Origin of the sequence: Muricoprocola aceti (assembly GCF_025567005.1) — a bacterium.
GTDB lineage: Bacteria > Bacillota > Clostridia > Lachnospirales > Lachnospiraceae > Marvinbryantia > Marvinbryantia aceti.
Genome location: NZ_JAOQKE010000001.1, coordinates 268,699 through 293,403 on the forward strand (window position 1 = coordinate 268,699; position 24,705 = coordinate 293,403).

Annotated in this window: 24 protein-coding genes and 1 tRNA gene; 4 read left to right on the forward strand and 21 right to left on the reverse strand. The window is 43.2% G+C overall.

The genetic code is table 11. The annotated features are described in order from the left end of the window. Positions 1-7 precede the first annotated feature (7 nt). The 12 genes from OCV47_RS01335 to fba form a co-directional block, all read right to left on the reverse strand. The gene (locus OCV47_RS01335) at positions 8-3,757 is read right to left on the reverse strand and encodes an InlB B-repeat-containing protein (RefSeq protein ID WP_262653221.1); all 3,750 of its coding nucleotides are present in this window, start codon (positions 3,755-3,757) and stop codon (positions 8-10) included. Then, a complete protein-coding gene (locus tag OCV47_RS01340) occupies positions 3,747-5,048 on the reverse strand; it encodes an InlB B-repeat-containing protein (protein ID WP_262653222.1) in 1,302 nt (433 codons plus the stop codon). The genes OCV47_RS01335 and OCV47_RS01340 overlap by 11 nt, the downstream gene beginning before the upstream one ends. 122 nt (positions 5,049-5,170) lie before the next feature. Beyond that, the gene (locus tag OCV47_RS01345; protein ID WP_262653225.1) at positions 5,171-5,623 is read right to left on the reverse strand and encodes a PrsW family intramembrane metalloprotease; all 453 of its coding nucleotides are present in this window, start codon (positions 5,621-5,623) and stop codon (positions 5,171-5,173) included. Between the two features lie 8 nt (positions 5,624-5,631). Then, the gene (locus tag OCV47_RS01350) at positions 5,632-5,808 is read right to left on the reverse strand and encodes a hypothetical protein (protein WP_262653227.1); all 177 of its coding nucleotides are present in this window, start codon (positions 5,806-5,808) and stop codon (positions 5,632-5,634) included. After that, a complete protein-coding gene (locus tag OCV47_RS01355; RefSeq protein WP_262653228.1) occupies positions 5,805-6,410 on the reverse strand; it encodes a hypothetical protein in 606 nt (201 codons plus the stop codon). The genes OCV47_RS01350 and OCV47_RS01355 overlap by 4 nt, the downstream gene beginning before the upstream one ends. Beyond that, positions 6,407-6,745 (reverse strand): hypothetical protein, encoded by a 339-nt coding sequence (locus OCV47_RS01360; protein ID WP_262653230.1) that lies wholly within the window; start codon positions 6,743-6,745, stop codon positions 6,407-6,409. Before OCV47_RS01360 ends, OCV47_RS01355 begins: the two co-directional genes overlap by 4 nt. Beyond that, complete coding sequence (locus OCV47_RS01365) at positions 6,732-7,286, reverse strand: RNA polymerase sigma factor (protein WP_262653231.1); 555 nt, start codon at positions 7,284-7,286, stop codon at positions 6,732-6,734. The genes OCV47_RS01360 and OCV47_RS01365 overlap by 14 nt, the downstream gene beginning before the upstream one ends. A gap of 154 nt (positions 7,287-7,440) precedes the next feature. Next, complete coding sequence (gene rpmF / locus OCV47_RS01370; RefSeq protein ID WP_117449037.1) at positions 7,441-7,620, reverse strand: 50S ribosomal protein L32; 180 nt, start codon at positions 7,618-7,620, stop codon at positions 7,441-7,443. A 3-nt stretch (positions 7,621-7,623) separates the two neighbouring features. Beyond that, on the reverse strand, positions 7,624-8,151 hold the full coding sequence (locus OCV47_RS01375) for a YceD family protein (protein ID WP_262653233.1): 528 nt from the start codon (positions 8,149-8,151) through the stop codon (positions 7,624-7,626). Positions 8,152-8,280: 129 nt separating this feature from the next. After that, positions 8,281-9,468, reverse strand: coding sequence for an acetate kinase (locus OCV47_RS01380; protein ID WP_262653235.1), 1,188 nt, complete (start codon positions 9,466-9,468; stop codon positions 8,281-8,283). 26 nt (positions 9,469-9,494) lie between these two features. Further along, positions 9,495-10,490 (reverse strand): phosphate acetyltransferase, encoded by a 996-nt coding sequence (pta, locus tag OCV47_RS01385; protein ID WP_262653237.1) that lies wholly within the window; start codon positions 10,488-10,490, stop codon positions 9,495-9,497. A gap of 273 nt (positions 10,491-10,763) precedes the next feature. After that, on the reverse strand, positions 10,764-11,732 hold the full coding sequence (fba, locus tag OCV47_RS01390) for a class II fructose-1,6-bisphosphate aldolase (RefSeq protein ID WP_117449077.1): 969 nt from the start codon (positions 11,730-11,732) through the stop codon (positions 10,764-10,766). A 228-nt stretch (positions 11,733-11,960) separates the two neighbouring features. Here fba and OCV47_RS01395 point away from each other — a divergent pair, with 228 nt between their 5' ends. Beyond that, positions 11,961-13,247: a nucleotidyltransferase gene (locus OCV47_RS01395; RefSeq protein ID WP_262653239.1), complete on the forward strand. Its 1,287-nt coding sequence runs from the start codon at positions 11,961-11,963 to the stop codon at positions 13,245-13,247. A gap of 28 nt (positions 13,248-13,275) precedes the next feature. Here OCV47_RS01395 and OCV47_RS01400 read toward each other — a convergent pair whose 3' ends face one another. The 6 genes from OCV47_RS01400 to OCV47_RS01425 are packed head-to-tail and all read right to left on the reverse strand — an operon-like array spanning position 13,276 to position 19,539. Continuing rightward, positions 13,276-14,640 (reverse strand): PFL family protein, encoded by a 1,365-nt coding sequence (locus OCV47_RS01400; protein ID WP_262653242.1) that lies wholly within the window; start codon positions 14,638-14,640, stop codon positions 13,276-13,278. A gap of 15 nt (positions 14,641-14,655) precedes the next feature. After that, on the reverse strand, positions 14,656-14,928 hold the full coding sequence (locus OCV47_RS01405; protein ID WP_117449042.1) for an ACT domain-containing protein: 273 nt from the start codon (positions 14,926-14,928) through the stop codon (positions 14,656-14,658). An 18-nt stretch (positions 14,929-14,946) separates the two neighbouring features. After that, entirely contained in the window at positions 14,947-15,744 is a 798-nt protein-coding gene (locus OCV47_RS01410) for an MBL fold metallo-hydrolase (RefSeq protein ID WP_256296499.1), read from the reverse strand. Then, complete coding sequence (gene coaE / locus OCV47_RS01415; protein ID WP_256296501.1) at positions 15,731-16,345, reverse strand: dephospho-CoA kinase; 615 nt, start codon at positions 16,343-16,345, stop codon at positions 15,731-15,733. The genes OCV47_RS01410 and coaE overlap by 14 nt, the downstream gene beginning before the upstream one ends. After that, the gene (gene polA / locus OCV47_RS01420; RefSeq protein ID WP_262653246.1) at positions 16,332-18,971 is read right to left on the reverse strand and encodes a DNA polymerase I; all 2,640 of its coding nucleotides are present in this window, start codon (positions 18,969-18,971) and stop codon (positions 16,332-16,334) included. Before polA ends, coaE begins: the two co-directional genes overlap by 14 nt. Positions 18,972-19,005: 34 nt before the next feature. Continuing rightward, on the reverse strand, positions 19,006-19,539 hold the full coding sequence (locus OCV47_RS01425; RefSeq protein ID WP_262653248.1) for an anti-sigma factor family protein: 534 nt from the start codon (positions 19,537-19,539) through the stop codon (positions 19,006-19,008). Positions 19,540-19,867: 328 nt separating this feature from the next. Here OCV47_RS01425 and OCV47_RS01430 point away from each other — a divergent pair. Beyond that, a tRNA-Leu gene (locus tag OCV47_RS01430) sits at positions 19,868-19,950 on the forward strand. A gap of 157 nt (positions 19,951-20,107) precedes the next feature. Here OCV47_RS01430 and OCV47_RS01435 read toward each other — a convergent pair. After that, positions 20,108-20,302 (reverse strand): hypothetical protein, encoded by a 195-nt coding sequence (locus tag OCV47_RS01435; RefSeq protein WP_262653250.1) that lies wholly within the window; start codon positions 20,300-20,302, stop codon positions 20,108-20,110. A 180-nt stretch (positions 20,303-20,482) separates the two neighbouring features. On the opposite strand from OCV47_RS01435, the gene OCV47_RS16135 reads away from it, so the two are divergent. Then, positions 20,483-20,677 carry a helix-turn-helix domain-containing protein gene (locus OCV47_RS16135; protein ID WP_416888003.1) on the forward strand — a complete coding sequence of 65 codons (195 nt, stop codon included), beginning with the start codon at positions 20,483-20,485 and terminating at the stop codon, positions 20,675-20,677. Positions 20,678-20,759: 82 nt separating this feature from the next. Here OCV47_RS16135 and OCV47_RS01440 read toward each other — a convergent pair whose 3' ends face one another. Then, positions 20,760-22,559, reverse strand: coding sequence for an LTA synthase family protein (locus OCV47_RS01440; protein ID WP_262653252.1), 1,800 nt, complete (start codon positions 22,557-22,559; stop codon positions 20,760-20,762). Between the two features lie 26 nt (positions 22,560-22,585). Continuing rightward, the gene (locus OCV47_RS01445; RefSeq protein WP_262653254.1) at positions 22,586-23,437 is read right to left on the reverse strand and encodes a hypothetical protein; all 852 of its coding nucleotides are present in this window, start codon (positions 23,435-23,437) and stop codon (positions 22,586-22,588) included. A gap of 136 nt (positions 23,438-23,573) precedes the next feature. Here OCV47_RS01445 and aroC point away from each other — a divergent pair, with 136 nt between their 5' ends. After that, the gene (aroC, locus tag OCV47_RS01450; RefSeq protein ID WP_262653257.1) at positions 23,574-24,677 is read left to right on the forward strand and encodes a chorismate synthase; all 1,104 of its coding nucleotides are present in this window, start codon (positions 23,574-23,576) and stop codon (positions 24,675-24,677) included. The last annotated feature ends 28 nt before the right edge of the window (positions 24,678-24,705 follow it).

The window sequence follows — 24,705 nt, forward strand, 5'->3', positions numbered from 1 at the left end:
TCAGATATCAGTCCATAAACTGATAGCCGTCATACTCCGGTATCACCAGATCTGGCAGTTTCTCTCCAGGTCTCTGGGTGGAATAGGTGTAGGTATAGTACGTCTTTTCGGTCTGTTTGAAAAATGCCTGCTGTGTGCCATCTGCCAGACGGTAAGCTGCTTTTCCTTTTGCCGGTGAAAAATGTACCGTCACATCACAGGTCCAGTCCGCATACAGAATCACATCTGTGGTCAGTTTCTCGCCAAACTGGTACTCGCTTCCTTTATATTCTGGTGAAGTGTACCATCCACGGAAGGTCAGACCATCCAGACTTGGATTCTTCACTTTTTCTGTTCTTTCATTTTCCGCAAAATACTCTTTTTTGTATACACCATTTCCTTTGTAATGATACATATACGTAATACTGTGCAGCTTATAGGCCTGAAGCGTCAATGAAATTCCATTGACCGGCATGGTAAAACGAACAGTCGTATCTTCTACGGTAATGTCAATGCTTTCCTTATCACATAACGCTTCCAGTCCGCCATAGCCATCCTTCAACTGCACCTTCAGTTCGACTTTGGTTCCTGGTTTGATTCCATCTTCAGTTACAATAGAAGGATCTGTGAATTCATATCCTTCTACCCCTTCTCCCAGCTGGATACCCAGCATGGCAGTTCCAGCTGACAGATCAAAGTAAACATCCTCCTGTGTCTCCTGCCCGTTGATGACAAATCCAGTTTTAAACGCTTCCTGTCCATTGACAGACATCATCAGTGGCTGATCCGATCCATCAAACTGACTTCTTCTCATTGGCAGCAAATATGTATGCTCTTTTTCTTCTGTAAAAGTAAATACTTCTCCCTCTTTTGCTGCTCTGGCACTGAATTCGTAAGTATCCTTAGGATCCGCACCGGTAAGACGCACATGGTAACGCACTTTGTCTTCGTATCCTTCGAATCTCCGCACATACAGATAATAGGTTACTTCTGATTCCTCCGTCTGTGGTTTCACATCGTAACAAACCGTTCCGGTATTCGGTGTCATATAACAAAAATCACTGATGCGTGGAACACTGTACTGTACCACCGATGCCGAATCATCCCGCATTGGTTCTGACCAGCTATAATTCAGAGTCGCCAGCTCTGGATACCTGGTCTGTGCTTCTGATACGATTTCTCCCAGGCTCAATATTCCGGTATCGGTCGGTTCGTAAAATCCTCCCAGCATGTGTGAGGATGTAAATGTAGTTTCATAAACAACCGCATTGTCCCAGTCAGCTGCCGGAATTCCCCATTTCTCAGTGCACCAGTCAAACAGCGCCACTTTTACATGCTGGCTTGTAGTTGCAAGTGCACACTTTTTATTCAGATGCAGCCGTTTTACCTGTTTTTTCACCAATGCGGAAGATGCATTGTTTTCATAGGTAATCACCAGATCCAGTTCTGCCTTTTCACAGATCTGCTCTGCTGCCACATTCTCATCCATATAAATACAGAATGGGCTCTGTCCTTTGGCTGTATCGCCTACTGCAAACAGATCGTTTTTCGGGTCTCCATCCGGAACTGCCTCATCATTTACCACCAGATTTTCAATTTCCAGTGTAATATGGGAATCTTTTCCAGGTAGCGTCTGTGTATTCAGGCACTTTCCTCCCAACAGATCCCAGGTCTTCATTGGTATGGTTGTCAGTCCAAATACCGTTTTGTTATCGGCATACTGTGTCTGTGCTTCCCATGCTTTCTCTATCTCCTCTTCATTCATGTAACTCAGCTTACTGGATAAAGATTTGGACCACAATGGCCATCTGCCTTCATATACCTTCCAGTTTTTGCGGATGGTCTTGATAATCAGTCGCACCTGAAGCGATAGCGTGACAATCACATCAATTCCCACTTCAAATTTTACTGCTCCAAAATTACTGTTGGCGCCAGATAGCAGATTTGCCGTGAAGAAATACATACCAGACAACTCCGCATAAGCAAACAGATCACCTATAATACTGGTCTTTACAATACCACAGATCGTGATGGATAGTACCATCCGAATGCCGACCCGGACCCCCACTTTACCGATCAGATAGATATTATTGGTAACGCTACTGTCCAGTTTTTCTGTATAAGAGCTTCCTTTAAATTTCAGGAAATTATAATTAAAACCAATGCGTTCACCGCTTTTTGCAATAATCTCTATTCCGAAAGTAGCAAGAATTCCCACCTGGCCTACCAGATGCACTTCAAATCCAATCGTAATGATTCCATAGAAAGAATACTGTAACCGGAGCAGAAGGCTGTCAAACAACTGACTGTAATTCAGAGAGGTCTGTACAATGGAATTCATCGTCTCCATCAGATCCTGCACAGATTTGTCATATTCTTCATAGGTTCCCTGGATGCCTTCCGGTTTTACCAGTTCGGCAAAAGTATCTTTTGCATCTTCAAAAACAGACACATCTCCACCGGATGTGGCTGATATGGTAAGAGCTATTTTCGTTGTGGACAGGAAGGATACCGACATATCAATCCAGAATTTTCCACCATTGACATTCATCTTCACTTCCAGAACCTGAGTAAAGGAAAGCTTTGGTTCTATGGTGAGAATGACTCTTCGGTCCTTGGAAATCGTTGCCGTTGCGGATACGGAAATATCTGCTGTCACCTGACTTCCGGAAGCTGTCAGGGAGACCGATGGTTTATTCAATCTCAAGTTTGCACTCATAGCCGCAAGAGAATAAGCACCTTCTCCGTATTTCTCATTCAACAGCTCCTGGGTTTCCTTTGAACTCATCACTGCTACCAGCATCTGAGCTTTCAATTCATCATTTTCCTCTACCTGCCTACTTAGTCTGGAACTTAAAAGGGCCAGATCTTCCTGAGACAATTCCTGTTCCAGATTTGCTTCTTCGGTCATATGTACATCAAAGTCAGCCAGATACTCTTCCGGGCTTGCATACTGGAATGTAATCTGTGTTCCCTGATCGGTCTTTTCTGTAGCCTGCACCTTTGCATAAAGCACATAGCCATCATAGGATCCTTCTACATAAGAATCCATTGTTTTTTCATCACAGCCAATGTCACCGTCGTAAAATGCAACCAGTTCTCCTTCCTGATAATCCGTGTCTCCTTTTACCACGATCTCACCTGGAATATAGGCCGGCATTTCCCACTCAGAACCGTTTTCTTCTCCCGTGACAGATGTCTCACTTTCGGTTTCTGTTTCTGTCTCTGTTTCCGAGGTCAGCTCTGTATCTGCGGTTTCCTCCTGTAAACTTTCTGTTTCCGATTCCGTATCTGCCAATTCTGTTTCTTCCGATTCCAGCAGTTTTTCTGCATCTGCAGTCAGATCGTCTTCCGTCTGCTCTTTTGCAGGGATGTAGCTGATCACATCATCCCAAAGCACATAATGCATGTCATCTGCAAATGCAACCGTTTCTATCTGTTCTTTATATACTGACACAACCAGTGTTGTGATTTCTTCTGCATAATCAGCAAAGTGTACGTCACCCGTCACGGTTAAACTAAAGGTAGAACCCGGTTCAAATCCCTTTTCCCCATCTTTTTCATATCCGGTTCCTGAGAGCACATATTTCCCATCCTGTTCTGCAACTGCAATCTCAGGATCATTTTCACCAGATCCTGCCTGTACGGCTACCGCTGCCTGTACTTCCGTTAGAGACATATCTTCCGGTGCACTCAGGCCGATTTTTCCATTCCACTCAAAGTCTTTCCATTCTGCTGTATTGCCTTCTTTTTCTTCTGACTGTACTTCAGAATGCATAAAGTGTCAGGTCTCCTTCCACTGGCTGCGAATAAGAAAATCCTTCTGTGCAAGCTTTATCCAGACACCATCCTCCAAAGGTATAACCTTCCTGGCTGGTATAGATCTCTGAAACCGGTCTGGTAAGAAGGCTTTCTCCTTTTGCCAGCGTTACCGGTGACAAAGATGCTCCACCCATCGTATCAAAGGTTACTGTCACAGCATCATCTTCTGTCACATATCTCGCATAGTAGACCATCTGACCTTCTGCTGTTTCAAACTGAGATGCCGGTTCTGTAAAGGCTTCATCCTTATACCAGGATGTAAAAATGCAGCCTTCTTTTTCCGGTACTGTTTCCGGAAATACGATCGCAGAACCAGGTGTTACTACTTCGGTATCAATCGTAGTATCTTCTGCAACAAACTGAATCAGATATCCAGAAAGAGTCAGTTCTCTCTGCTCTGTTGGCTGAAGCTGCTCCACATTTCCTTCTGTGTCTTCTAGGGAAATATCTGCATCGGATTCATTGATGACTGAACAGGTTGCTCTTACTTCAAGCTCCTGAATGGTATCCATCACCCGTACTACACCAAAGGAGCCGCTGCCCTCTATAGACACACTGCCCTCTCCGGTTATTACCAGTTCCGGGATCTCAGTCTCTTCATCTGATTGAATACGACAGCTTTCTCCGTCTGCCATGCTGATATAGAGTCTTTTTGTTTTTACATTCTTTAATTTCAGTTCCCTGGTATCACAAATACTTAATTTTTCTATCTCTGAATCATATAAGGAAAGGCAGCTGCCATTTACAGATGACACATGACCGGCTGTGAGTCCTGTAAGCTCAGAGGTATCTGCCGTGATCAGGCATCTGTCTGACTCCGCTGTTCCTGAAAGGTTCTGTGCTTCTTCCTCTGTTTTTACCGTCTCCGAGAAAGCTTTCCGGCAAAGGGTCTCCCACTCTTCTTCCGTTATTGGGTCTGTTGTTTTTTCCGAAAAATCTTTCGCCGCAAAGATCCCTTCGCTGATCAGTATTTCCTGATACCGATCACTCTCCTCATCTAATTCCAGATTTGCACCATCTTCTGGAAGATAACCCAGAAGTCTGCAAAAATATTCTGGCACATCCTTCCATGTTTTTACCTGATCTGGAAGCAAAAATTCTCTGGGTTCTTCCTGCTTTTGGATCGTTTCACTGTCAGCTGTCTCATTTTGCAGAGACTGTGCCAGCCCGGTGCTCCCCATTGTGCTGGCCAGCATGACCACTGCCATCAGCATAGCGATCCAGCGTTGTCTTCGTTTTCTCTTCATTTCCTTTCCTCCCGTTCACTCTCTCATGCGCAGACATAGTTGTTCTATACTTATAGAAAGTCCCAAAAAAGAAAAACCTTTCACCTGATAGATGATTTTATTTAATAAAAACAAAAAATCACTTACGGATTTCTCTGTAAGTGATTTCGTAACAGACGTATGATATATACAAGCATAATACAGATGACAGGAAACAGGTATCCGCATTTCTGCCATGTCCCTCCGGCTGTCACCAGCAGATTATAGATGCCATGAAAGACAATGCAAAATCCAAGAATGCCGATGGTTCCAATTACCCGAAGCCATAACCTTTGAAATACAAAACCTATACCATATCCGGCAGCAATTCCACCACACAGATGCATGGCTCTGGCAGCAATTCCGCGAAGAAAGAGAAAGTAAAAATTCTGAGCACCATTTTCTGCAAGATAGCAGATATTTTCAAAAGTAGCAAATCCTATCGCTATGAACATTGCCGCAGATAAGATTTCTTCCTGCTGCGGTTCAAAGATCAAAAGCCACAGCAAAAATGGCAGGAACTTCAGAATTTCTTCACAAACTGGCGTAATCTCCACCGATGTAACTAGTGCGTCAGCACATAGCTTGCCATAAAAAAACTGGTTACATAAGCGGCCAGGAGACAGCAGCACATCCCACAAAGAATAAATCCCAAATATTCTTTCTGTTTTCCCTTCACAAAAAGAAGCGCAAGCAGAAATGGCACACCAATACAGACCAGAATATTCTCCAGATAACTCATTCACGTTCCTCCTTTTTCAGCCAGAAAAACAAACTACACACGGTTGCCATCAGAAGGAAGTCTACTACAAAATAAAGGTTGAACGGTGTATAATCTCTTATATGTTCTGACACAATATAAAGGAGCAGCTGCCATACAATCAATCCAATCATAGAAAAACTGATTCCCCTCCTGTTCTCTTGCACATCAAGTACCGCGTGATAAAAGATTACACCGATTACCATAGCAAAAATAATGGAAAAAGGATACGATGGACCAAAAATCCGCTTTCCTATGACAACTGCCACCTCTGTTGCAGTTAATACACAGGCTACTATAGAATGCCGCTTCTGACATTTTCCCGTTACCATCAGACACAGTGCCAACAAGAACAGATATGATGCCATCCAGGCAATCTCTGACACGTAGAAGACCTGCGGCACTTTTCCCATAATTACCAGATAAATCAGATAATATAAGGTCCCCATAGAAAAACAGGCATAACATCCGGACAGAATCCAGAATCTGCGATCCTGCTTACGTATTCCATGAATCAGAGAAAACAGAGCAAACAACAGAAACAGGCCAACCTGAATACCATTATCTATCACTTCAAAACTCATAACTTTCGCTCCGCCTGATCTTTTCTGCGTTCTTTGATACGATATAATAAAATCGTCGTAATACAGCCCAAAGCAAAGGAAAAGATTCCAACTACAATGTACCCCAGCTGAGACTGACTGGCAATCAGGCTGGCGGCACCTGAATTATGCGTTACAGATCCGGATACTGCATGTCCCATGATTCCTGGCATACCAATACCAAGTGCGATGATCAGCACCATACAGACAGCTACACATCCAACTTCTATCCAACGCTGTTTTCTTTTTTGCTGTTCTTTCTGAATCTCTTCTGCCCTGCTAAAGATCAGATTCATTCGTTCTTCATTGGTGCGCATAGGTAAATCCCTCCCTTTCCAGAATTTTCTTTATACTTTTTTTCGCTCTGTGAGCAAGATTGGTAATCTGTGGTACACTTTTGCCCATAACCCTTCCTGCCTCTTCATATTTCATCTCTTCAAAATACAGCAGGTACAGAACTTCCCGATACTCCTTTTTCACCTGTTCTAATGCCTGGAACAGCTGGCGGTTCTGTTCCTTCCTTAGCAGATCTGCATCCGCACTCATGACTCCGGACATCTCAAATCCTGTCTGATGCAGTTCCAGTAATGGAAATCTCTTTCTCTTATTATGACGCAGCGCCAGATTTCGCGATGTTTTATAAAGGTAGGCTTTAAAGCAATGGCCCTCTGTAACCGGTCGTTTTTTCGCAAACATCTGGGCAAACGCCTCAATCATCAGATCCTCCGACTCATGATAATCAGAAATATACCCACTGATATAACGAATCAGTGAATCTCCATATCGTTTCACCAATTGCTCCGCAGCTTCTTTTTCACCAAGAAAATAACGCTCATATAACCGTTCATCTGTCAGCATTTTTTCTCCTGTCTTATCTTTTAAACTATTCTTCCCATATAAATAGGCTAGAATCATTATAGCCTATGTTGTCTGTGAACTCAATCAAAACAAGGAAAAAATAGAAAAGGGCTAAGTCATACTGACTTAACCCTTGATTCTATCTCTTTTCAAATTAGTCCTGAGCAATGATCTCTTTTTTGTTGTAAGTACCGCAGTTCTTGCATACTCTGTGAGACATCATCAGTTCGCCGCACTTGCTGCATTTTACAAGGTTTGGAGCTACCATCTTCCAGTTAGCTCTTCTCTTGTCTCTTCTACCTTTAGAAGATTTATTCTTTGGACAGATTGACATGGTTTACACCTCCTTAAATTTGTTAAAGATTTCCTGGATCTGTGCCATCCTGGGATCCAAATCTGTAGGCTCACAATCGCAAGTCTTCAGATTCAAATTGGTCCCGCAGGTATTGCAGAGTCCTTTGCAGTTCTCCTTACATAATACCTTTGATGGCCAACTTACCAGCATCTCTGAACAGACAAGCTTATCCACATCCAGATTGTATCCTTCTATAAAATACTGTTCATCCAATGCCTGAACCCGTTCTTCTTCATCCAGCTTCATATCAACTTCTTTCTCGAAATCAAGCGGAATCCGCGTATCAACTTCTTCCAGACACCGGTCACAGGGAATAGCCAGAACAACTTCTGAACTTCCCTTTATCTGTAAGTTCCGATCTCCTTTGTTCACAATCTCCAGAGATACCGGACTCTTACGAACGATAGGATAATCACCAAACGTTCCATGGAACTGATCCATCTCCAGTTCAGCATTTACCTGCATCTTTTTCCCGTCGATTTTCAAAATATCATGTAAATCAACCTGCATAATGCCCTCCTATCCTATCCATACCTGTATATTATAACTATCAGTCTTTCATTTGTCAATCACAAATTTACATAATTTGCAAAATGAGCGTGGCAACAATCTGCCACGCTCTAAATGTTCCAACTGATTTTATACTAAAGCTACTGTCTCGCGGCAGATTGCAAGTTCTTCGTTTGTAGGAATTACTGCAACTTTTACCTTAGAATCAGCAGTAGAGATCACACAGTCATCTCCACGTTTTCCGTTTGCTTCTGCATCAAGAGAAATTCCAAGATATCCTAAGTAAGCCAGAACCTTTTCGCGTACCAAAGGAGCATTCTCACCGATACCAGCTGTAAATGCGATTGCATCTACACCGTTCATAGCTGCTACATAAGATCCGATGTATTTTGCTACTCTGTAGCAGAATACTTCCAGTGCTGCTGCACAAAGCTTGTTGCCTGCTTCCATTCCGCTTTCCAGATCACGGAAGTCACTGGATACTTTGGAGATACCCTGTACACCAGACTTCTTGTTCAGTACGTTCATAACACCTGCGATATCCAGGTTTTCTTTCTTTGCGATAAATTCCATAATAGCTGGATCAATATCACCAGAACGTGTTCCCATTACCAGACCTTCCAGTGGAGTCAGACCCATAGAAGTATCTACGCATTTTCCATTCAGTACTGCACTGATGGATGCACCGTTACCAAGATGAGCAACGATGATCTTTGAGTTGTCCAGATCCAGTCCCAGGAACTCTGCTGCATGCTTAGATACGAAGCTGTGAGATGTTCCGTGGAAACCATAACGACGTACTGCATATTTTTCATAATATTCGTATGGAAGACCATACAGATATGCTTTTTCTGGCATGGTCTGATGGAAAGCAGTATCAAATACAGCTACCATCGGTACTCCTGGCATCAGTTCACGGCATGCATTGATACCGATCAGGTTTGCCGGGTTATGAAGAGGTGCAAGATCGTTGCATTCTTCGATTGCTTTTAATACTTCGTCATTGATGACTACGGAGCTTGCGAATTTTTCTCCGCCATGTACGACTCTGTGACCTACTGCATTTACTTCAGCAAGGCTCTTTACTGCACCTGTCTTTTCGTTTGTCAGTGCATTCAGTACCAGCTGGATTGCTTCTTTATGGGTAGGCATAGCAGCTTCTGTTACTTCTTTTTCTCCGCCTGCTTTCTGATAGGTAAGTCTTCCGTCGATACCGATTCTTTCACAAAGTCCTTTTGCAAGTACTGCTTCTGTATCGGAGTTGATCAGCTGATATTTCAGAGATGAACTTCCGCAGTTAATTACTAATACGTTCATTGAAATCTATCCTCCAAATTATTATATTATTCAGCCTGGCACTGAACTGCTGTAATCGCAACAACACCTACGATATCTTCTGCTGAGCATCCACGGGACAGGTCATTTACAGGTTTTGCAATACCCTGTGTGATAGGTCCGTATGCTTCTGCCTTTGCAAGTCTCTGAGCCAGCTTGTATCCGATATTACCTGCATCCAGGTTAGGGAAAATCAGAACATTTGCTTTACCTGCAACATCGCTGCCTGGTGCTTTAGATGCTCCAACGCTTGGTACGATAGCAGCATCCAGCTGTAATTCTCCGTCCAGTTTGAGGTTCGGATTTTCTTCTTTTGCGATCTTGGTAGCTTCTACTACTTTGTCAACCAGTGCATGTTTCGCACTTCCCTTTGTAGAATGAGAAAGCATAGCAACGATTGGCTCTTCCTGTACCAGTAACTGGAAGGATTCTGCGGAAGAAGCTGCGATAGCTGCCAGTTCTTCCGGATTTGGATCCTGAACCAGTCCGCTGTCACCAAATACGAATGCACCATTAGCACCATATTCGCAGTCTGGCACTACCATCAAGAAGAATGCAGATACCAGTTTTGTACCTGGTTTTGTTTTCAAAATCTGCAGACATGGTCTTAAAGTATCTGCTGTTGAGTGGCATGCTCCAGATACCATACCATCTGCATCGCCCATCTTAACCATCATAACACCATAGTACAGATACTGATTCAGAAGAATCTCTTTAGCCTGTTCTGGTGTCATACCTTTTTTGCTTCTTAATTCAACCAGTTTATCAATATATCCCTGTGTCTTCTCAGATGTAGCAGGATCTACAACTACAGCTCCGGAAATATCCAGTCCTTCGCTGCCCTTCTTAACTGCTTCTTCGCTGCCGACCAGAATAACGTTTGCAACGCCTTCTTTTAAGATCTGTGCCGTAGCTTCGTAAGTTCTGCGGTCTTCTGTCTCCGGAAGTACAATTGTCTTCTTATTGTTTCTTGCTCTTTCTTTGATAACGTCAATAAATCCCATGATTCTTTGACTCCTTTCGTATGATATGTTCCTGATCTCTCAGGCGGCACTTTGATGCCATAACACTGCCATATTCTGACAGCAGACTGTATACAGTCTCTCATAAATCTCATTATATTATTCACAAATTGATTTTTCAACCAGGAATCTGTGTTTTCATGAATTTTTTTCCAAACACTTTATTTTTCTTTTCATATAAAGTCTTTCTGTCTTATAACTCCACACGAAAAAAGGCAGGAAATCAGAAGATTTCCCGCCTTTTGTTTCTTAGGATCAGATCTTGTCGTTACTTCCAAGAACGTTAACGATCTTATGAGCAACCATATCTTTTACAGCCTGACGAGCTGGTTTCAGATACTGACGTGGGTCAAAGTGATCTGGATGTTCTGCAAAGTATTTACGGATGTTACCTGTCATAGCAAGACGGATATCGGAGTCGATGTTGATCTTGCATACAGCCATTGTAGCAGCTTTTCTTAACTGTTCTTCTGGAATACCTACTGCATCCGGCATATTTCCGCCGTACTGATTTACCATCTTAACAAATTCCTGTGGTACAGAAGATGATCCGTGAAGTACGATAGGGAATCCCGGCAGTCTCTTAGCACATTCTTCCAGAACGTCAAAACGAAGTGGAGGTGGAACAAGGATACCTTCCTCGTTACGTGTACACTGATCAGCTGTGAACTTGTAAGCACCGTGGCTTGTTCCGATTGCGATTGCAAGAGAGTCACATCCTGTCTTGTCAACGAATTCTTCTACTTCTTCTGGACGTGTATAGCTTTCATGACCAGCTTCTACAACGACTTCGTCTTCAATACCTGCCAGAGTACCAAGCTCTGCTTCTACAACAACACCATGAGCGTGTGCATATTCTACTACCTTTTTAGTCAGTTCGATATTTTCTTTAAAAGATTTGGAAGAAGCATCGATCATAACTGATGTAAATCCTCCATCAATACAGCTCTTGCAAAGTTCAAAGCTGTCACCGTGATCCAGGTGAAGAGCGATTGGGATCTCTGGGTTCTCAATAACTGCTGCTTCTACTAATTTTACAAGGTATGTATGGTTTGCATAAGCACGAGCTCCTTTGGAAACCTGAAGAATAACCGGACTCTTCAGTTCTCCTGCTGCTTCTGTGATACCCTGTACAATTTCCATGTTGTTAACATTGAATGCTCCGATTGCATATCCACCATTGTATGCTTTTTTGAACATCTCGGTCGTAGTAACTAATGGCATAATCTTTGTCTCCTTTTTTTGTATTTGACTGTATCCCATTGTATTTGTTTTGAAACAGTCCTCACCGTCTATTATAAGATTTTTTTCAAAATTATCAATAAGATTCTTTCTTTTTTTGCAATTTCTTTTCCTTTTTTTCTATTGCACGCAAAACAGGACATTCTGCCTTGCATCTGCCTGCAAATAATGCTACACTTTTTCTTATATTTTTAAAAAAACGGAGGGTTTATGAAAATAGCCGGCATTATTACTGAATATAATCCATTTCACAACGGCCACGCCTATCAGATCGAAAAAGTACGCCAGGAAACTGGTTCTGATTATGTGGTGATTGTCATGAGCGGTGATTTTGTGCAGCGGGGGGAACCGGCTGTACTGGATAAATATGTGCGCGCACACATGGCTTTGGAAAATGGCGCTGATCTGGTGCTGGAACTTCCTGTGGCATTTGCCTGCGCCGGAGCCGAATATTTTGCCAGAGGCGGCGTCTCCATTTTGAACAGTCTTGGCTGTATCGACACTCTTTGTTTTGGCACTGAGCAGGAATGTCTTTCAGACTTTGAACAGGTTGCTTCACTTCTGTCCCGGGAGCCTGTCGACTTTCAGCAGTTGCTTCTTTCTTATCTGAAAAAGGGAATGGGATATCCTGCTGCCCGTTCTGCTGCGCTTTCTGATTATCTACATACAGATGTTTCTTTTCTGCGTCTTCCGAATAATATTCTGGCGCTGGAATATCTGTGTGTTTTAAAAAGGTTTCAAAGCCCCATTGCACCACATGCAATCCAAAGAGTGGGGTCTGGTTATCACAGTCCTGATCTGACCGGGCATTTTTCATCTGCTACCGCAATCCGGAACACACTTCTGCACAAATGCGCACGTATTTCTGAAGATTCATCCCGTTACCTGGCAGAAGATGCTACATTGCAGGAATATATGCCTGCTTCCGCCTGGATTCTTCTTCAGGCTTATGCCAAAAACTACGGTCCCATAGAGGCTGAAGATTTTGCTTCTATGATACAGTATCGACTGATGCTGGCTCGCACACCGGAAGAACTTCAGGATTATTTTGATATTGATGCTTTTCTGGCAAACAGAATCTTTCAGAATCGCTTTTTGTTTCAAAATTTTGCTGATTTTACCGAACTGCTGACCTCCAGGAATCAGACCAGAGGTCATATCCAGAGAGCACTGTTCCACCTGCTTCTGGATATTCAGGATCCTGCTGCTCCTGCACTTTTTCTCCCTCAGTACACCAGGATTCTTGGTATGCGCCGAAAATCTTCACAGATTTTAAGGATGGTCAAGTCACATTCTGACATCCCGGTTCTGACCAAGATGGCAGACGCCCCCAAAAATATCCTGGATTTTCCTTTTCATGATGAAGAGAGGAAAAAAACTGCCATTTGCCAATTACAGCAAACGACACTTTCCTCTCACATTTATGAATCCGTACTTTCTCAAAAATACCACCAGCCATTTCGGCATGAAAATACCCGTCAGATTGTGATCCTCTGATCTGGTCTGACGGGTTTTTTTCATTTTCTTAGTTCTTAAAACTGTGAATTGGTGCCGGAATTCTTCCGCCTCTGTTTACAAAATCTGCACAGGAGAACTGATTTACCGACATGATCGGTGCATAGCCAAGCAAACCGCCAAACTGTACAATTTCGCCTACCCCTTTTCCAATTACCGGAATTACTCTGACTGCTGTGGTTTTTTGATTCACCATACCAATCGCCATCTCATCAGCAATGATACCGGAAATCGTAGTGGCCGGTGTATCTCCAGGAATGGCGATCATATCCAGACCTACAGAGCAGACGCAGGTCATAGCTTCCAGCTTCTCAATGCTCAAAGCTCCTGCCTGTACTGCATCGATCATTCCCTGATCTTCACTGACCGGAATAAAGGCACCACTCAAGCCTCCTACATAAGAAGAAGCCATTACACCACCCTTCTTTACCTGATCATTTAACAGTGCCAGTGCAGCTGTCGTACCTGGTGCTCCTGCATACTCCAGACCAATTTCGCAAAGGATATCTGCCACACTGTCTCCAATAGCAGGCGTCGGTGCAAGAGACAGGTCAATGATACCAAACGGAATATTCATCCTTCTGGATGCTTCCTGCGCTACCAGCTGTCCTACACGGGTTACTTTAAACGCAGTCTTTTTAATCGTCTCGCACAGTACCTCAAAGTTCTCGCCTCTTACTTTTTCCAGAGCACGTTTTACTACACCAGGACCGCTGACACCTACATTGATCACCGCATCACCTTCGGTAACACCATGGAATGCTCCAGCCATGAATGGGTTGTCGTCCGGAGCATTGCAAAATACCACAAGCTTCGCGCATCCAAGAGAGTCATTCTCTTTTGTCAGTTCCGCTGTTTCCAGAATCATATCCCCAAGAATTCGAACTGCATCCATGTCAATACCAGTCTTAGTAGAACCCACATTTACAGAACTGCATACCCGTTCAGTTTCTGCCAGCGCCTGTGGAATCGAACGGATCAGATTTTCATCGCTTCTGGTCATACCTTTGCTGACTAATGCAGAATACCCGCCAATAAAGTTCACACCCACTTTTTTTGCAGCACGATCCAGCGTTCTGGCAATAGTCACATAATCTTCCGGCGTTTTACATGCACTGGCTCCCACCAAAGCGATCGGCGTCACAGAAATTCTCTTATTTACAATCGGAATACCATATTCATTCTCAATATCCTGGCCAGTTGCTACCAGATTCTCTGCCAGTGTGGTAATCTTCCTGTAAATATTGTCATTTAATTTTTCCAGATCTGTGTCAATGCAGTCCAGAAGACTGATACCAAGGGTAATGGTACGGACATCCAGGTTCTCTTCAGATATCATTTTATTGGTCTCATTGACCTCAAATATATTAATCATAATCATCTACCCCGCTTAAATTCTGTGCATTTTATTGAAGATCTCTTCATGCTGGCACATAATAACCACACCAATCTCTTCTCCCAGAGCTTTCAGATCGCCTGCAAGAGCTGCAATATCTTTTTCTGAAGCGGTTGCATCTGTTACCATCATCATGTTAAAAAAACCATCTACAATGGTCTGTGAAATATCCAGAATATTCACGTTGTTCTCTGCCAGATAAGTACATACCCTGGCGATAATACCTACGGTATCTTTTCCTACTACTGTGATGATTGTCTTCTTCATAATGTCCTCCTCTTTTCTCTATACTGTCACCAGCTGTGAAACTTCGCTGCGTTCTGCGACACGGATCTGAAAATCCGATGCCTTATAAGGGTTCTCACCCATTGTGACCTCCATACAAACTGTCTCATAAGCAAGCGCATCATAATTGTTTTCCTTGCTCAAATGCCCGAGAAATATATGTTTCAGATTGTCATGCAATACCCGGCACAAAAGTCTTCCTGCATTCTCATTGGAAAGGTGTCCGTGTGTGCCGAGAATCCGTTGCTTTAAATAATAAGGATACGGGCCTGCCTGTAACATACGAATGTCATGATTGGCTTCCAGAAGCACTGCATCCAGATCTTTCATATTCTCAATAATGTAATCACTGAATACTCCCAGATCCGTCACCACTGCAACAGAAGTCTCTTCGTGACTGATGCGGTAAGCAGATGGCTGGGCTGCATCATGGGGAATCTCAAAGGGATGCACTGTCACATCTCCTACCTGAAAATCCTCATCTACGTGAATCTCCCGATACAGTCCTGCATCAATCGTGCCTAAGCTGCTGCAATTAGCTATGGCATTCAAGGTTCCCTTCGTGCCATATATAGGAATCCCATATCTTCTGGAAAGAACACCCAGACCCTTTATGTGGTCAGAATGCTCATGGGTAACCAGAATCCCATCTATATCTGTTGCGGCCCGGTCAATGCTCTTCAGCCCCTTTTCAATCTGTCTGGCGCTGACCCCTGCATCTACCAGAAGTGCGGTATGATCTGTACCGGTATAGGTACAGTTTCCGCTGCTGCCGCTTGCTATACTACAAAAATCCATGTGTCATTAACCCTCTATCTATTTGCTTATATGTATTTTCTACATTATCACTGCTGTTGTCAATCATAAATTGACAGAATCTGCGAAATTCTTCATCACTTTTCTGATTCTTCAGAACTGCTCTTGTCTTCTCCGGTGTATAGCCTCTGGAACTCTGAAGGCGCCTGATCCTTGTTTCCTCCTCCACATACACATACCAGATCTCGTCACAGATCTCATCATAATGATCTTCCAGAAGCAGTGCAGCCTCCAGCACCACAAAAGGCACTTTTCCACTTTCCCGTTCTTTCCGAATCTCTTTTCGAATATAGGCTTTTACCGCCGGATGCACCATATGATTCAGTGCTTCTACTTCCTGACGGTCTGCAAAAACAATCCTGGACAAAACCGGCCTGTCAATACTTCCATCCTCTTTCAGAATCTTTTTTCCAAATCGGTCAACGATCTGTTCATAGCAGGATGTCCCAGGCTGCATACAAAGATGTGCTGCTTTATCCAGTTCGATCACTCTGGCTCCATATTGCTGTGCGAGATAAGACAGGATGGTACTCTTTCCGGCACCAACCCCGCCTGTAATTCCTAATATCTTAATGTGCTTCATACCAGTCACTTCCACTCTGTATATCAATCTCCATAGATACGGCAAAATCGGTTACTCCCAGCATCTCCTGATGCAGAATTTCACGCACTCTTGCTTCTTCTTCCTTTGGCGCTTCAATGAGAAGTTCATCATGTACCTGCAACACCAGACGTGCCTGCAGCTGTTCTTCCCGAAGTCGCTGATCTACCCGAATCATAGCCAGCTTAATGATGTCTGCTGCAGTTCCCTGAATCGGTGAATTCATGGCAATTCGTTCTCCAAAAGAACGCTGCATGAAATTACTGGATGCCAGTTCCGGTACCGGTCTTCTTCGGTGATAATACGTGGCAATATAACCCTTTTCTTTTGCATCTGCCACTGCCCTGTCCAGGAATTCCTTAATCTTCGGATAGCTTGCAAAATAACTGTCAATGTACTCCGATGCCTCTTTCCTGGAAATTTTCAGGTCCTGACTCAGACCAAAGGCGCTGATTCCATAAACAATGCCAAAATTTACTGCCTTGGCATTTCTTCTCTGAAGTGGCGTCACCTGATCCAGTGGAGTATGGAATACCTGCGAAGCTGTCAGCGTATGAATATCAATTCCATTCTGGAATGCATGGATCAACGCTTCGTCTCCTGATAATGCTGCCAGAACGCGCAGTTCGATCTGGGAATAATCTGCATCAATAAAGATCCAATTCTCTTTTGGCAAAAATACCTTTCGAAACAGTCGCCCCATTTCGGTGCGGATCGGAATGTTCTGCAGATTCGGATCTGTGCTGCTGATTCTCCCTGTGGCCGTCACTGTCTGATGGAATGTTCCATGAATTCTTCCATCTTCACCAATAAAAGACGCCAATCCATCCGCATAGGTTGACTTCAGTTTTGCCACCTGCCGATAATCCAATACTTTTTGAATAATTGGATACTCCGGTGCCAGGTTCTCCAAAATATCCGCAGCCGTAGAATACCCGCTCTTTGTTTTTTTGCTTCCAGGAATCTGCAGTTTTTCAAAAAGAATCAAGCCAAGCTGCTTCGGAGAATTAATATTAAACTCTTCCCCTGCATCAGTGTAAATTTCCTGTTCCAGCTGATGGATTTTCTCTGACAGTTCTCCGGCGTATTCTTTCAAAATACCCGCATCAGCCCGGATACCTGCTTTTTCCATAGCGGATAACGCATATACCAGAGGCATTTCCATTTCTTCAAAAAGAGAGTCCATCTCTTCTGCTTTTAATTTTTCCAGCATAACCGGCATTGCATGCAAAGCCGTATAACTCTGATAGCAGCCGACAGCGGACAGGATCTTATCCTCCTCATCCAGATCTTTTATCTTACTCTTTCCCAGCAATTCTGTTTTTCCAGGAAGCATAGTTGCCAGATAATCCTTCGCCATATCCTCATAAGGATATTCTCCTTTTAACGGATTCAGAAGATAGGCTGCAATTGCTGCATCCCGAATCTTTTTGCGAACAGATTCTGCCGGTTTCCAGAAATGCATCTGTTCTTTTAACTGAATGGTCACCGCCTGTTCTGCCGTCTGCAGCAATTCATCCAGTGCCGAAGTCAGATAGCCCTCTGTCAAAAAGCCCTGCTTGCAGAAGAAAAAAGTATCATTTGCTCCACTGACTGCCATTCCGCGAAATGCTTTTTCTTCGTCAGAAAGCAAAAAGAAACCGATTTGCTTTTCTTCTTTTAGCTGTCCCAGCCACTCTCCTGCCTGTTGCAGATCTGATGTTACATGGAAGCTCTCCGCCACCTGATTCTGCTCACTTTGATCAATCTCAAATCTAGAAAGCATATTCTTGAATTCCAGTCTTTTGCAAAGTTCAAACGCTTCTTTTGTATACAGATCTGTCATACGGGCCTGCTCCATATCCAGTTCAAAGGGACTGTGAATATTGATCGTTGCCAGTTCCTTGCTCATCTGCGCCATATCATAATGGTCTCTCAGAGATTCCCGGGCTTTATTCGGCTTAATCTCTTCCACATGCGCGTAAGCATTCTCAATGCATCCATATTCCACGATCAGCTTTGTTGCTGTTTTTTCTCCCACCCCAGGGATACCCGGAATATTATCAGAAGAATCTCCCATCAGTGCTTTTAATTCTATGATCTGGATCGGTGTCACCTGGTACTTTTCCATCACATCTTCCGTGCGATAATTCTCGATCTCGGTACCACCCTTTTTCGTCTTCGGAATCCGGATCATAATATGATCGGCAGCCAGCTGCAGCAGATCTCGGTCTCCTGATACCACAACTGCCTCCAGGCCATCTGCTTCTGCTTTCTTAGCCACTGTTCCCAGCAGATCATCTGCTTCATATCCCTCCAGCATCATCAATGGCACTTTCATGGCCGTGAGCATCTCTTTGATCACCGGCACCTGCTGACGCAGCTCCTCCTGCATCGGTTTTCTGGTTCCCTTATACTGCTCATACAGTTTGTGACGGAATGTCGGTGCCTTCAGGTCGAATGCTACTGCAAAATAATCTGGCTTTTCCTCATCCAGAATCTTGAACATAATATTCAAAAACCCATATACGGCATTGGTATGCAATCCCTCTGAATTAGTCAGATCCGGCACACCATAATAAGCCCTGTTCAATATACTATGTCCATCGATTAACACAATTTTTTCCATATTTTCTGTTATACTCCTGTTCTTACTTGGATCCTTAATCCGGTATCGGTCCCGGCTCCACATTCATCTCCGTCTCCGGCACCGTCACAATAATCTGCCGCTTATGATTCGTCTCCGGTTCCAGTTCTTCTGTCGATTGTAGCTGTAACGGAGGCATTCTGCCAGACTCTGTCTGCGACTGTTCTTCCTCCGGTGTAATCCACTGATAAACCAGTGTGTTGGGAAGTCCTCCATGAAGCAATGCATCCACTCCCACAAATGCTGCAATTCCAAGCACCATTCCTACAATCACATAAAAAAACTTTTTCAAAAAACGGACAGATTCATTCTTCTGTAGATGCATCTGCATCTTTTCCATATCTTTTTTCAAAATCTCCTGCATATCAAAAGACTCTGTATCATCGGAATCCAGCTTCTGCAGCGCATAGTAAATTGTAAAATATACCTCTAATTCCTCGCTACAGGACTTACAATGCTGTACATGATCCAGAAAAGCTTCCAGTTCCGCATCCGACAGCTTCCGTTCTATATAAGGCATAATCTTCTGCTGTACTGTTCTGCAATCCATTCTTTTAAACCTCTGTCTGTAAGCTGTTTTATGATAAAAAAATCCATCATCGCTTAAACGACCATGGACTTTTTCAATATCTCAATCATATCCTATTCTATTCCAAATTTCAATGTCAAAATTTCGCTGTCTGGTCTTCTTTCAATAACGATATATCTTTCTCCTTTCCAGACTTCTGGTTTACTGCCTGCGTTTTTAATAGTATACCATTTTCATTTATTTTTTTCTATCTGGTTTACTGGCAAATTGTTTCGTGTTTCATTTTAAAAAAAATCACTTGCAAATGTCATCCGGATATGTTAATATAATTTTCAGTCACAGACCTCAGGCCGGCGTGTCGGAATGGCAGACGAGGCAGACTCAAAATCTGTTGTGGGCAACCACGTGCGGGTTCAAGTCCCGCTGCCGGCAGTTAAAAATGATTCTGACTGTAGAAGATACATCAATATTTGATGTGTCTTTTTTTATAAATTTTAACCATAACAAAGGAACCAGACAACAGCCATACTGTCGTCTGGTTCCTTGCCAAAACTGCTATATTTTATTAATAAGGAGAGAATAAACCGTACTAGCAGTCTTCCCCACGTGGGTCTGTTTCCGGTTCACCCATCCATGCAGCGACGCAGACGCCAAGATGAACCATGCCTTTCAGATCGATGCCATGGCGGTCACAGCGCCGTCTGAAAAACTTCTGGTCTGCTTCCTGGAACAGATCTTCATACATACTTGCTGATATATTACAGGTGGAATCTTCACGGATCATAACTCCGCCTTTATAGGTAAGACCGTAATCAAAAGAAATATCATTGTTGCAATATGGGAATTTTGCAGAACATACCGAAAAGCAGACTTTTCATCTTCATTCTCAGTTGGAAATTATTTTTACAATCTCCGATAATCTCGTATGTTTTTATGAAAATGCTGTTATCCGCATTCCGAATTTCTGAATCTTCCGCTTAGCGACTATATCTCTATGGTGCGGATCAATAAGGCAAAGTCCTATCTGGCCAATACAGATTATTCCATCGAGATTATCAGTCAGAAAGTTGGTTATTCCAGCATCAGTTCTTTTTCCAGATTTTTTAAGAATAATGTTGGAATGTCGCCTTTAAAATATCGTAAAATCACAGAAACCTGATTTTATTTTCAGTCATCGATTTTAGAACGAAAAAGGCTAAGGAACTCTCAGTTTCGAGCGTCTCATAGCCTTTTTTTATTTCTTATTCAAAAAATCCAGACAGCCTTCCGGTTTTGTCGCAAAGATGGTTATATACCAGTTTATTGTAATTTTCTATCCACTCAGACTGAACATCTTTTTCCGGCTCCCGGTCTCCATCTGCTTCCATCACCATATTAGCTGTTATCACCGGCAGCTCTGCCTGCATATCTTTTAAGAACTGCTGATAACCAGTAAGTCCAATTCCAGCCTTTTCCATCAGGAGTCCACTCAGATAATTCAGACTGATATTCTCCACCTGCGTAGTATCCATATCGTAGTTCGACCACATGATATATGGTACAATATAATTGTCAAAATATACATCCTGCGACTCATCCCGATCCAGGTCAAGTTCCCGTAAGATAACATTGGTGATATAATCCGAAGGCTGGTGATCCCCAAACATCAGAATAATAGTTGGCTCCTTCTGTTTTTCAAAATATTCCACCAGTTCTTTAAATGCCTCATCGCTCTTCTGAATCAACGTCAGATATTTCTCTGCCGCTCTTACCTGGGTTCCCTGATTCAGTTCATCGGTCAGATATACAGATTCCCTGAAGTCATCGGTATCCTTACTGTATCCCCCATGATTCTGCATGGTTACTTCAAATGCAAACAGCTTCTCGTCTGTACCTTTTTCCTCATACAGATCGATAATTTTCTGAAATGCAGATTCATCACTGATATAGTTCCGGATCTTCTTCGGTGCTGTAAATGCATCCTTAAAAATCATATTGTCAAATCCGAGCAATGGGTACACTGTATTCCGATTCCATCCGCTTCCATAATATGGATGGATCGCTGTAGTAGTATAGCCGAGTTCTCCCAGCCGGGAGGCCAGACTTGGAATCTTGCTCTTTACATACTGCTGATATGGCACACTTCCCGTCGGCATAAATGCCATAGAATCTCCGGTAAGAAATTCGAACTCGGAATTCGCTGTATTCCCGCCTTTTACTGATACATACGCATGCCCCTTCAGCACATTTTTATCCAGAGAATGGATGAATGGCATATAATCTTCACTGGCATGAAAATCACCAAATACGGACAGATCCGAAAATGCTTCATTCATAATCACAATGATATTCGGCAAGTCCTTCTTTGCAGTTGTTGTCTCCTGCGTCTGGTAGCTCTGTGCAACCTCCTCTGCTGCTTTTGTAGAATAACCTTCCGGTTTTTCTACTTTCATAAAACGGATATTTCCTGCAAAACCAGCCAGGAGGCCATTATTCCGATACAATACATTTGGCGTAAATAAGGTAGTATCCAGCCCCACTGTCTCAATCACCGCATCACTTCCCACTGCTTTTACGTATCCAAATACACAACATATCGAAAGTGCCAGTCCCGCAAGTCGAATGCGAAGCTTCTTCACTTTTCCCGGCAACACTCCGCCAGGTACTGTCAGAGCCAGAAATCCCAGCACCACCCCGATCAGTTTTCCTGTAATATCAATATTATAATTATCTGCCACTGATACTGCTGTACGAATCGAATAGATATCCCATGGTACAATCGGTGAAGACCGGAAACACACCACACAGTAATTAGCCAGACCACAGCACATAAAAAGCAGCGTGGCAAAAGTATAACCTCCTGCCACACCGCCAAATAGGAAGGTTCCAAGCAGATAAATCAGGTAGTAGCCCACCAGATTTAAGATGAAAATTGGTGGTGTCAGATCCCATGGCACATGAGTATAACTCTCCATCAACATCAGTGCTGCCACCGGAATTGCCAACATCAGCACGGTCGCCAATGCCTTTGATTTTATCTTATAACGAAAAAACTTCTTCATGATACTTCCTTCTTGTATTCCTTATATTAATGTCTTCGTACATGCTCATGGGTAAACAGATGATCCTGACAATACTCATAGTTTCCCTCACATTTGGAACAGAAACGAAACTCCAGATTGTCTCCGTCCAGCTCCGTTCTTCCGCATACCGCACATTTATGTCTGGTGATAGTGCCATCTGCATTCTTATGTTCCGTCTTACGTCCCTGATTCATAGCCTTCTGATAATCCCATTTTCGTTTCTGATTCTGATAGGAATATCGCTTGAGATTCCGGGTACCGATAAAATATACAATAAAGTTCAGCATGGACATCACCATCATGATCTTATAAATCCAGCTGCTGGTAAAGAAATTCAATGCAAGAATCACTGCATAGAAAATACCCAGCCACTTCATCTTAATCGGAATCAGAAAATAAAGCATCACCTGCGTATCAGGATAGGTTGCCGCGAAGGCCAGGAAAATCGAAAGATTTACATAATAGGTGGTGAACAGGGTTGCAAACATCACATTTCCCCCAAGGATGCCATAAAGGATAAAGGCCCCCACAACCATAGCCAGCACCCCACCGAAAATATAAACATTATAGCGGAAAGAACCCCAGGTCCGTTCCAGCGTATTTCCTACTGAATAATAGAAAAACAGCATAATAATGGTAAACAGATCCAGTGAAGATGGCGGCACAAGCAGCCATGTCACAACACGCCACACCTGACCATGGAGAATATAATATGGTTCCAGTGTCAGATAATTGAAAATGTCTGGCGTAAACACTTCCATCAAATAGCCCGCCACATAAAAGGCAATGATGTAAGCTGACAGATTACGCACTGCATATCTTCCGAACTTTCGTTCCATTTTGTTTAAAAACTTCATCTGTGAACTCCTTTTCTTCAAACTTCTACGTCACATTATAGATTTTTCCTATTTGTTTGTCAACGAACCGAACCTACTTTACAATTATTTCATAATTCGTTATACTAAAAAAGATTGAAAAAATAAGGAGGCTTTTATGTCTGGTTCAATATATGGAAAACATTTTCAGATCTCTACCTGGGGAGAATCCCACGGAAAGGCTCTCGGGGTTGTTGTAGATGGATGTCCTGCCGGAATTCCCCTCACAGAAGCGGATATTCAAAAATTTCTGGATCGCAGAAAGCCAGGACAGAATCGCTACTCTACGCCTCGTAAAGAAGATGATGCCGTAGAGATTCTCTCTGGTGTCTTTGATGGGAAGACCACTGGCACTCCAATCTCCCTGGTCGTGTTTAATAAACAACAGCGTTCTTCTGATTATTCAGAGATTGCATCTTATTACCGGCCTGGACATGCAGATTATACCTTCGATGAAAAATATGGTTTCCGGGATTACCGGGGTGGTGGTCGTTCTTCCGGACGCGAGACCATTGGACGTGTGGCAGCAGGTGCCATTGCCGCTAAGATTCTGGAGACTCTCGGCATCCACATTACAGCTTACAGCAAATCGATTGGTCCCATAACCATCTCAGCGGATCGTTTTGACCTTTCCCAACGTGAATGTAACGCTCTGAACATGCCGGATGCACAGGCTGCTGAAGAAGCATCTGCCTATCTGGATACCTGTAAAAAGAACGGAGATTCCTGTGGCGGCGTTGTTGAATGCATTGTGACCGGTATGGTTCCAGGCCTTGGTGATCCGGTCTTCGAAAAGCTATCTGCCAATCTGGCCAAAGCAATGTTCTCCATCGGCGCTGTGAAGTCTTTTGAACTGGGGGATGGCATAGCAGCTTCCCGTTCATTAGGCAGCGATAACAACGATGCATTTTCTCTTGCTTCTGATGGCAGTGTACAGAAAACAACCAATCATTCCGGTGGCACGCTTGGTGGTATCAGTGATGGAAGCGATCTGCTTTTCCGGGTGGGCTTTAAGCCAACGCCTTCTATTTCTGCACAGCAGCATACCGTTAATAAAGATCATGAAGAAATCAATATCAGTATCAAAGGACGTCATGATCCTATCATCGTACCGCGGGCTGTCGTTGTGGTGGAGTCTATGGCTGCACTCACCTTAGTGGATGCACTTTTTTCCAATATGTACGCTAAGATAGATGACATTGCAGGCTTCTATCACAGATAATTTGAAAAGGACGGCGAAATCTCAAACA

What these genes read in the sequence shown, in the direction of transcription:
- OCV47_RS01335 (WP_262653221.1), bottom strand. Translation starts at nt 3,757, where the DNA reads ATGCATTCTGAAGTACAGTCAGAAGAAAAAGAAGGCAATACAGCAGAA.
- OCV47_RS01340 (WP_262653222.1), bottom strand. Translation starts at nt 5,048, where the DNA reads ATGAAGAGAAAACGAAGACAACGCTGGATCGCTATGCTGATGGCAGTG.
- OCV47_RS01350 (WP_262653227.1), bottom strand. Translation starts at nt 5,808, where the DNA reads ATGAGTTATCTGGAGAATATTCTGGTCTGTATTGGTGTGCCATTTCTG.
- OCV47_RS01355 (WP_262653228.1), bottom strand. Translation starts at nt 6,410, where the DNA reads ATGAGTTTTGAAGTGATAGATAATGGTATTCAGGTTGGCCTGTTTCTG.
- OCV47_RS01360 (WP_262653230.1), bottom strand. Translation starts at nt 6,745, where the DNA reads ATGCGCACCAATGAAGAACGAATGAATCTGATCTTTAGCAGGGCAGAA.
- OCV47_RS01365 (WP_262653231.1), bottom strand. Translation starts at nt 7,286, where the DNA reads ATGCTGACAGATGAACGGTTATATGAGCGTTATTTTCTTGGTGAAAAA.
- rpmF (WP_117449037.1), bottom strand. Translation starts at nt 7,620, where the DNA reads ATGTCAATCTGTCCAAAGAATAAATCTTCTAAAGGTAGAAGAGACAAG.
- OCV47_RS01375 (WP_262653233.1), bottom strand. Translation starts at nt 8,151, where the DNA reads ATGCAGGTTGATTTACATGATATTTTGAAAATCGACGGGAAAAAGATG.
- OCV47_RS01380 (WP_262653235.1), bottom strand. Translation starts at nt 9,468, where the DNA reads ATGAACGTATTAGTAATTAACTGCGGAAGTTCATCTCTGAAATATCAG.
- pta (WP_262653237.1), bottom strand. Translation starts at nt 10,490, where the DNA reads ATGGGATTTATTGACGTTATCAAAGAAAGAGCAAGAAACAATAAGAAG.
- fba (WP_117449077.1), bottom strand. Translation starts at nt 11,732, where the DNA reads ATGCCATTAGTTACTACGACCGAGATGTTCAAAAAAGCATACAATGGT.
- OCV47_RS01395 (WP_262653239.1), top strand. Translation starts at nt 11,961, where the DNA reads ATGAAAATAGCCGGCATTATTACTGAATATAATCCATTTCACAACGGC.
- OCV47_RS01400 (WP_262653242.1), bottom strand. Translation starts at nt 14,640, where the DNA reads ATGATTAATATATTTGAGGTCAATGAGACCAATAAAATGATATCTGAA.
- OCV47_RS01405 (WP_117449042.1), bottom strand. Translation starts at nt 14,928, where the DNA reads ATGAAGAAGACAATCATCACAGTAGTAGGAAAAGATACCGTAGGTATT.
- OCV47_RS01410 (WP_256296499.1), bottom strand. Translation starts at nt 15,744, where the DNA reads ATGGATTTTTGTAGTATAGCAAGCGGCAGCAGCGGAAACTGTACCTAT.
- coaE (WP_256296501.1), bottom strand. Translation starts at nt 16,345, where the DNA reads ATGAAGCACATTAAGATATTAGGAATTACAGGCGGGGTTGGTGCCGGA.
- polA (WP_262653246.1), bottom strand. Translation starts at nt 18,971, where the DNA reads ATGGAAAAAATTGTGTTAATCGATGGACATAGTATATTGAACAGGGCT.
- OCV47_RS01425 (WP_262653248.1), bottom strand. Translation starts at nt 19,539, where the DNA reads ATGGATTGCAGAACAGTACAGCAGAAGATTATGCCTTATATAGAACGG.
- OCV47_RS01435 (WP_262653250.1), bottom strand. Translation starts at nt 20,302, where the DNA reads ATGATCCGTGAAGATTCCACCTGTAATATATCAGCAAGTATGTATGAA.
- OCV47_RS01440 (WP_262653252.1), bottom strand. Translation starts at nt 22,559, where the DNA reads ATGAAGAAGTTTTTTCGTTATAAGATAAAATCAAAGGCATTGGCGACC.
- OCV47_RS01445 (WP_262653254.1), bottom strand. Translation starts at nt 23,437, where the DNA reads ATGAAGTTTTTAAACAAAATGGAACGAAAGTTCGGAAGATATGCAGTG.
- aroC (WP_262653257.1), top strand. Translation starts at nt 23,574, where the DNA reads ATGTCTGGTTCAATATATGGAAAACATTTTCAGATCTCTACCTGGGGA.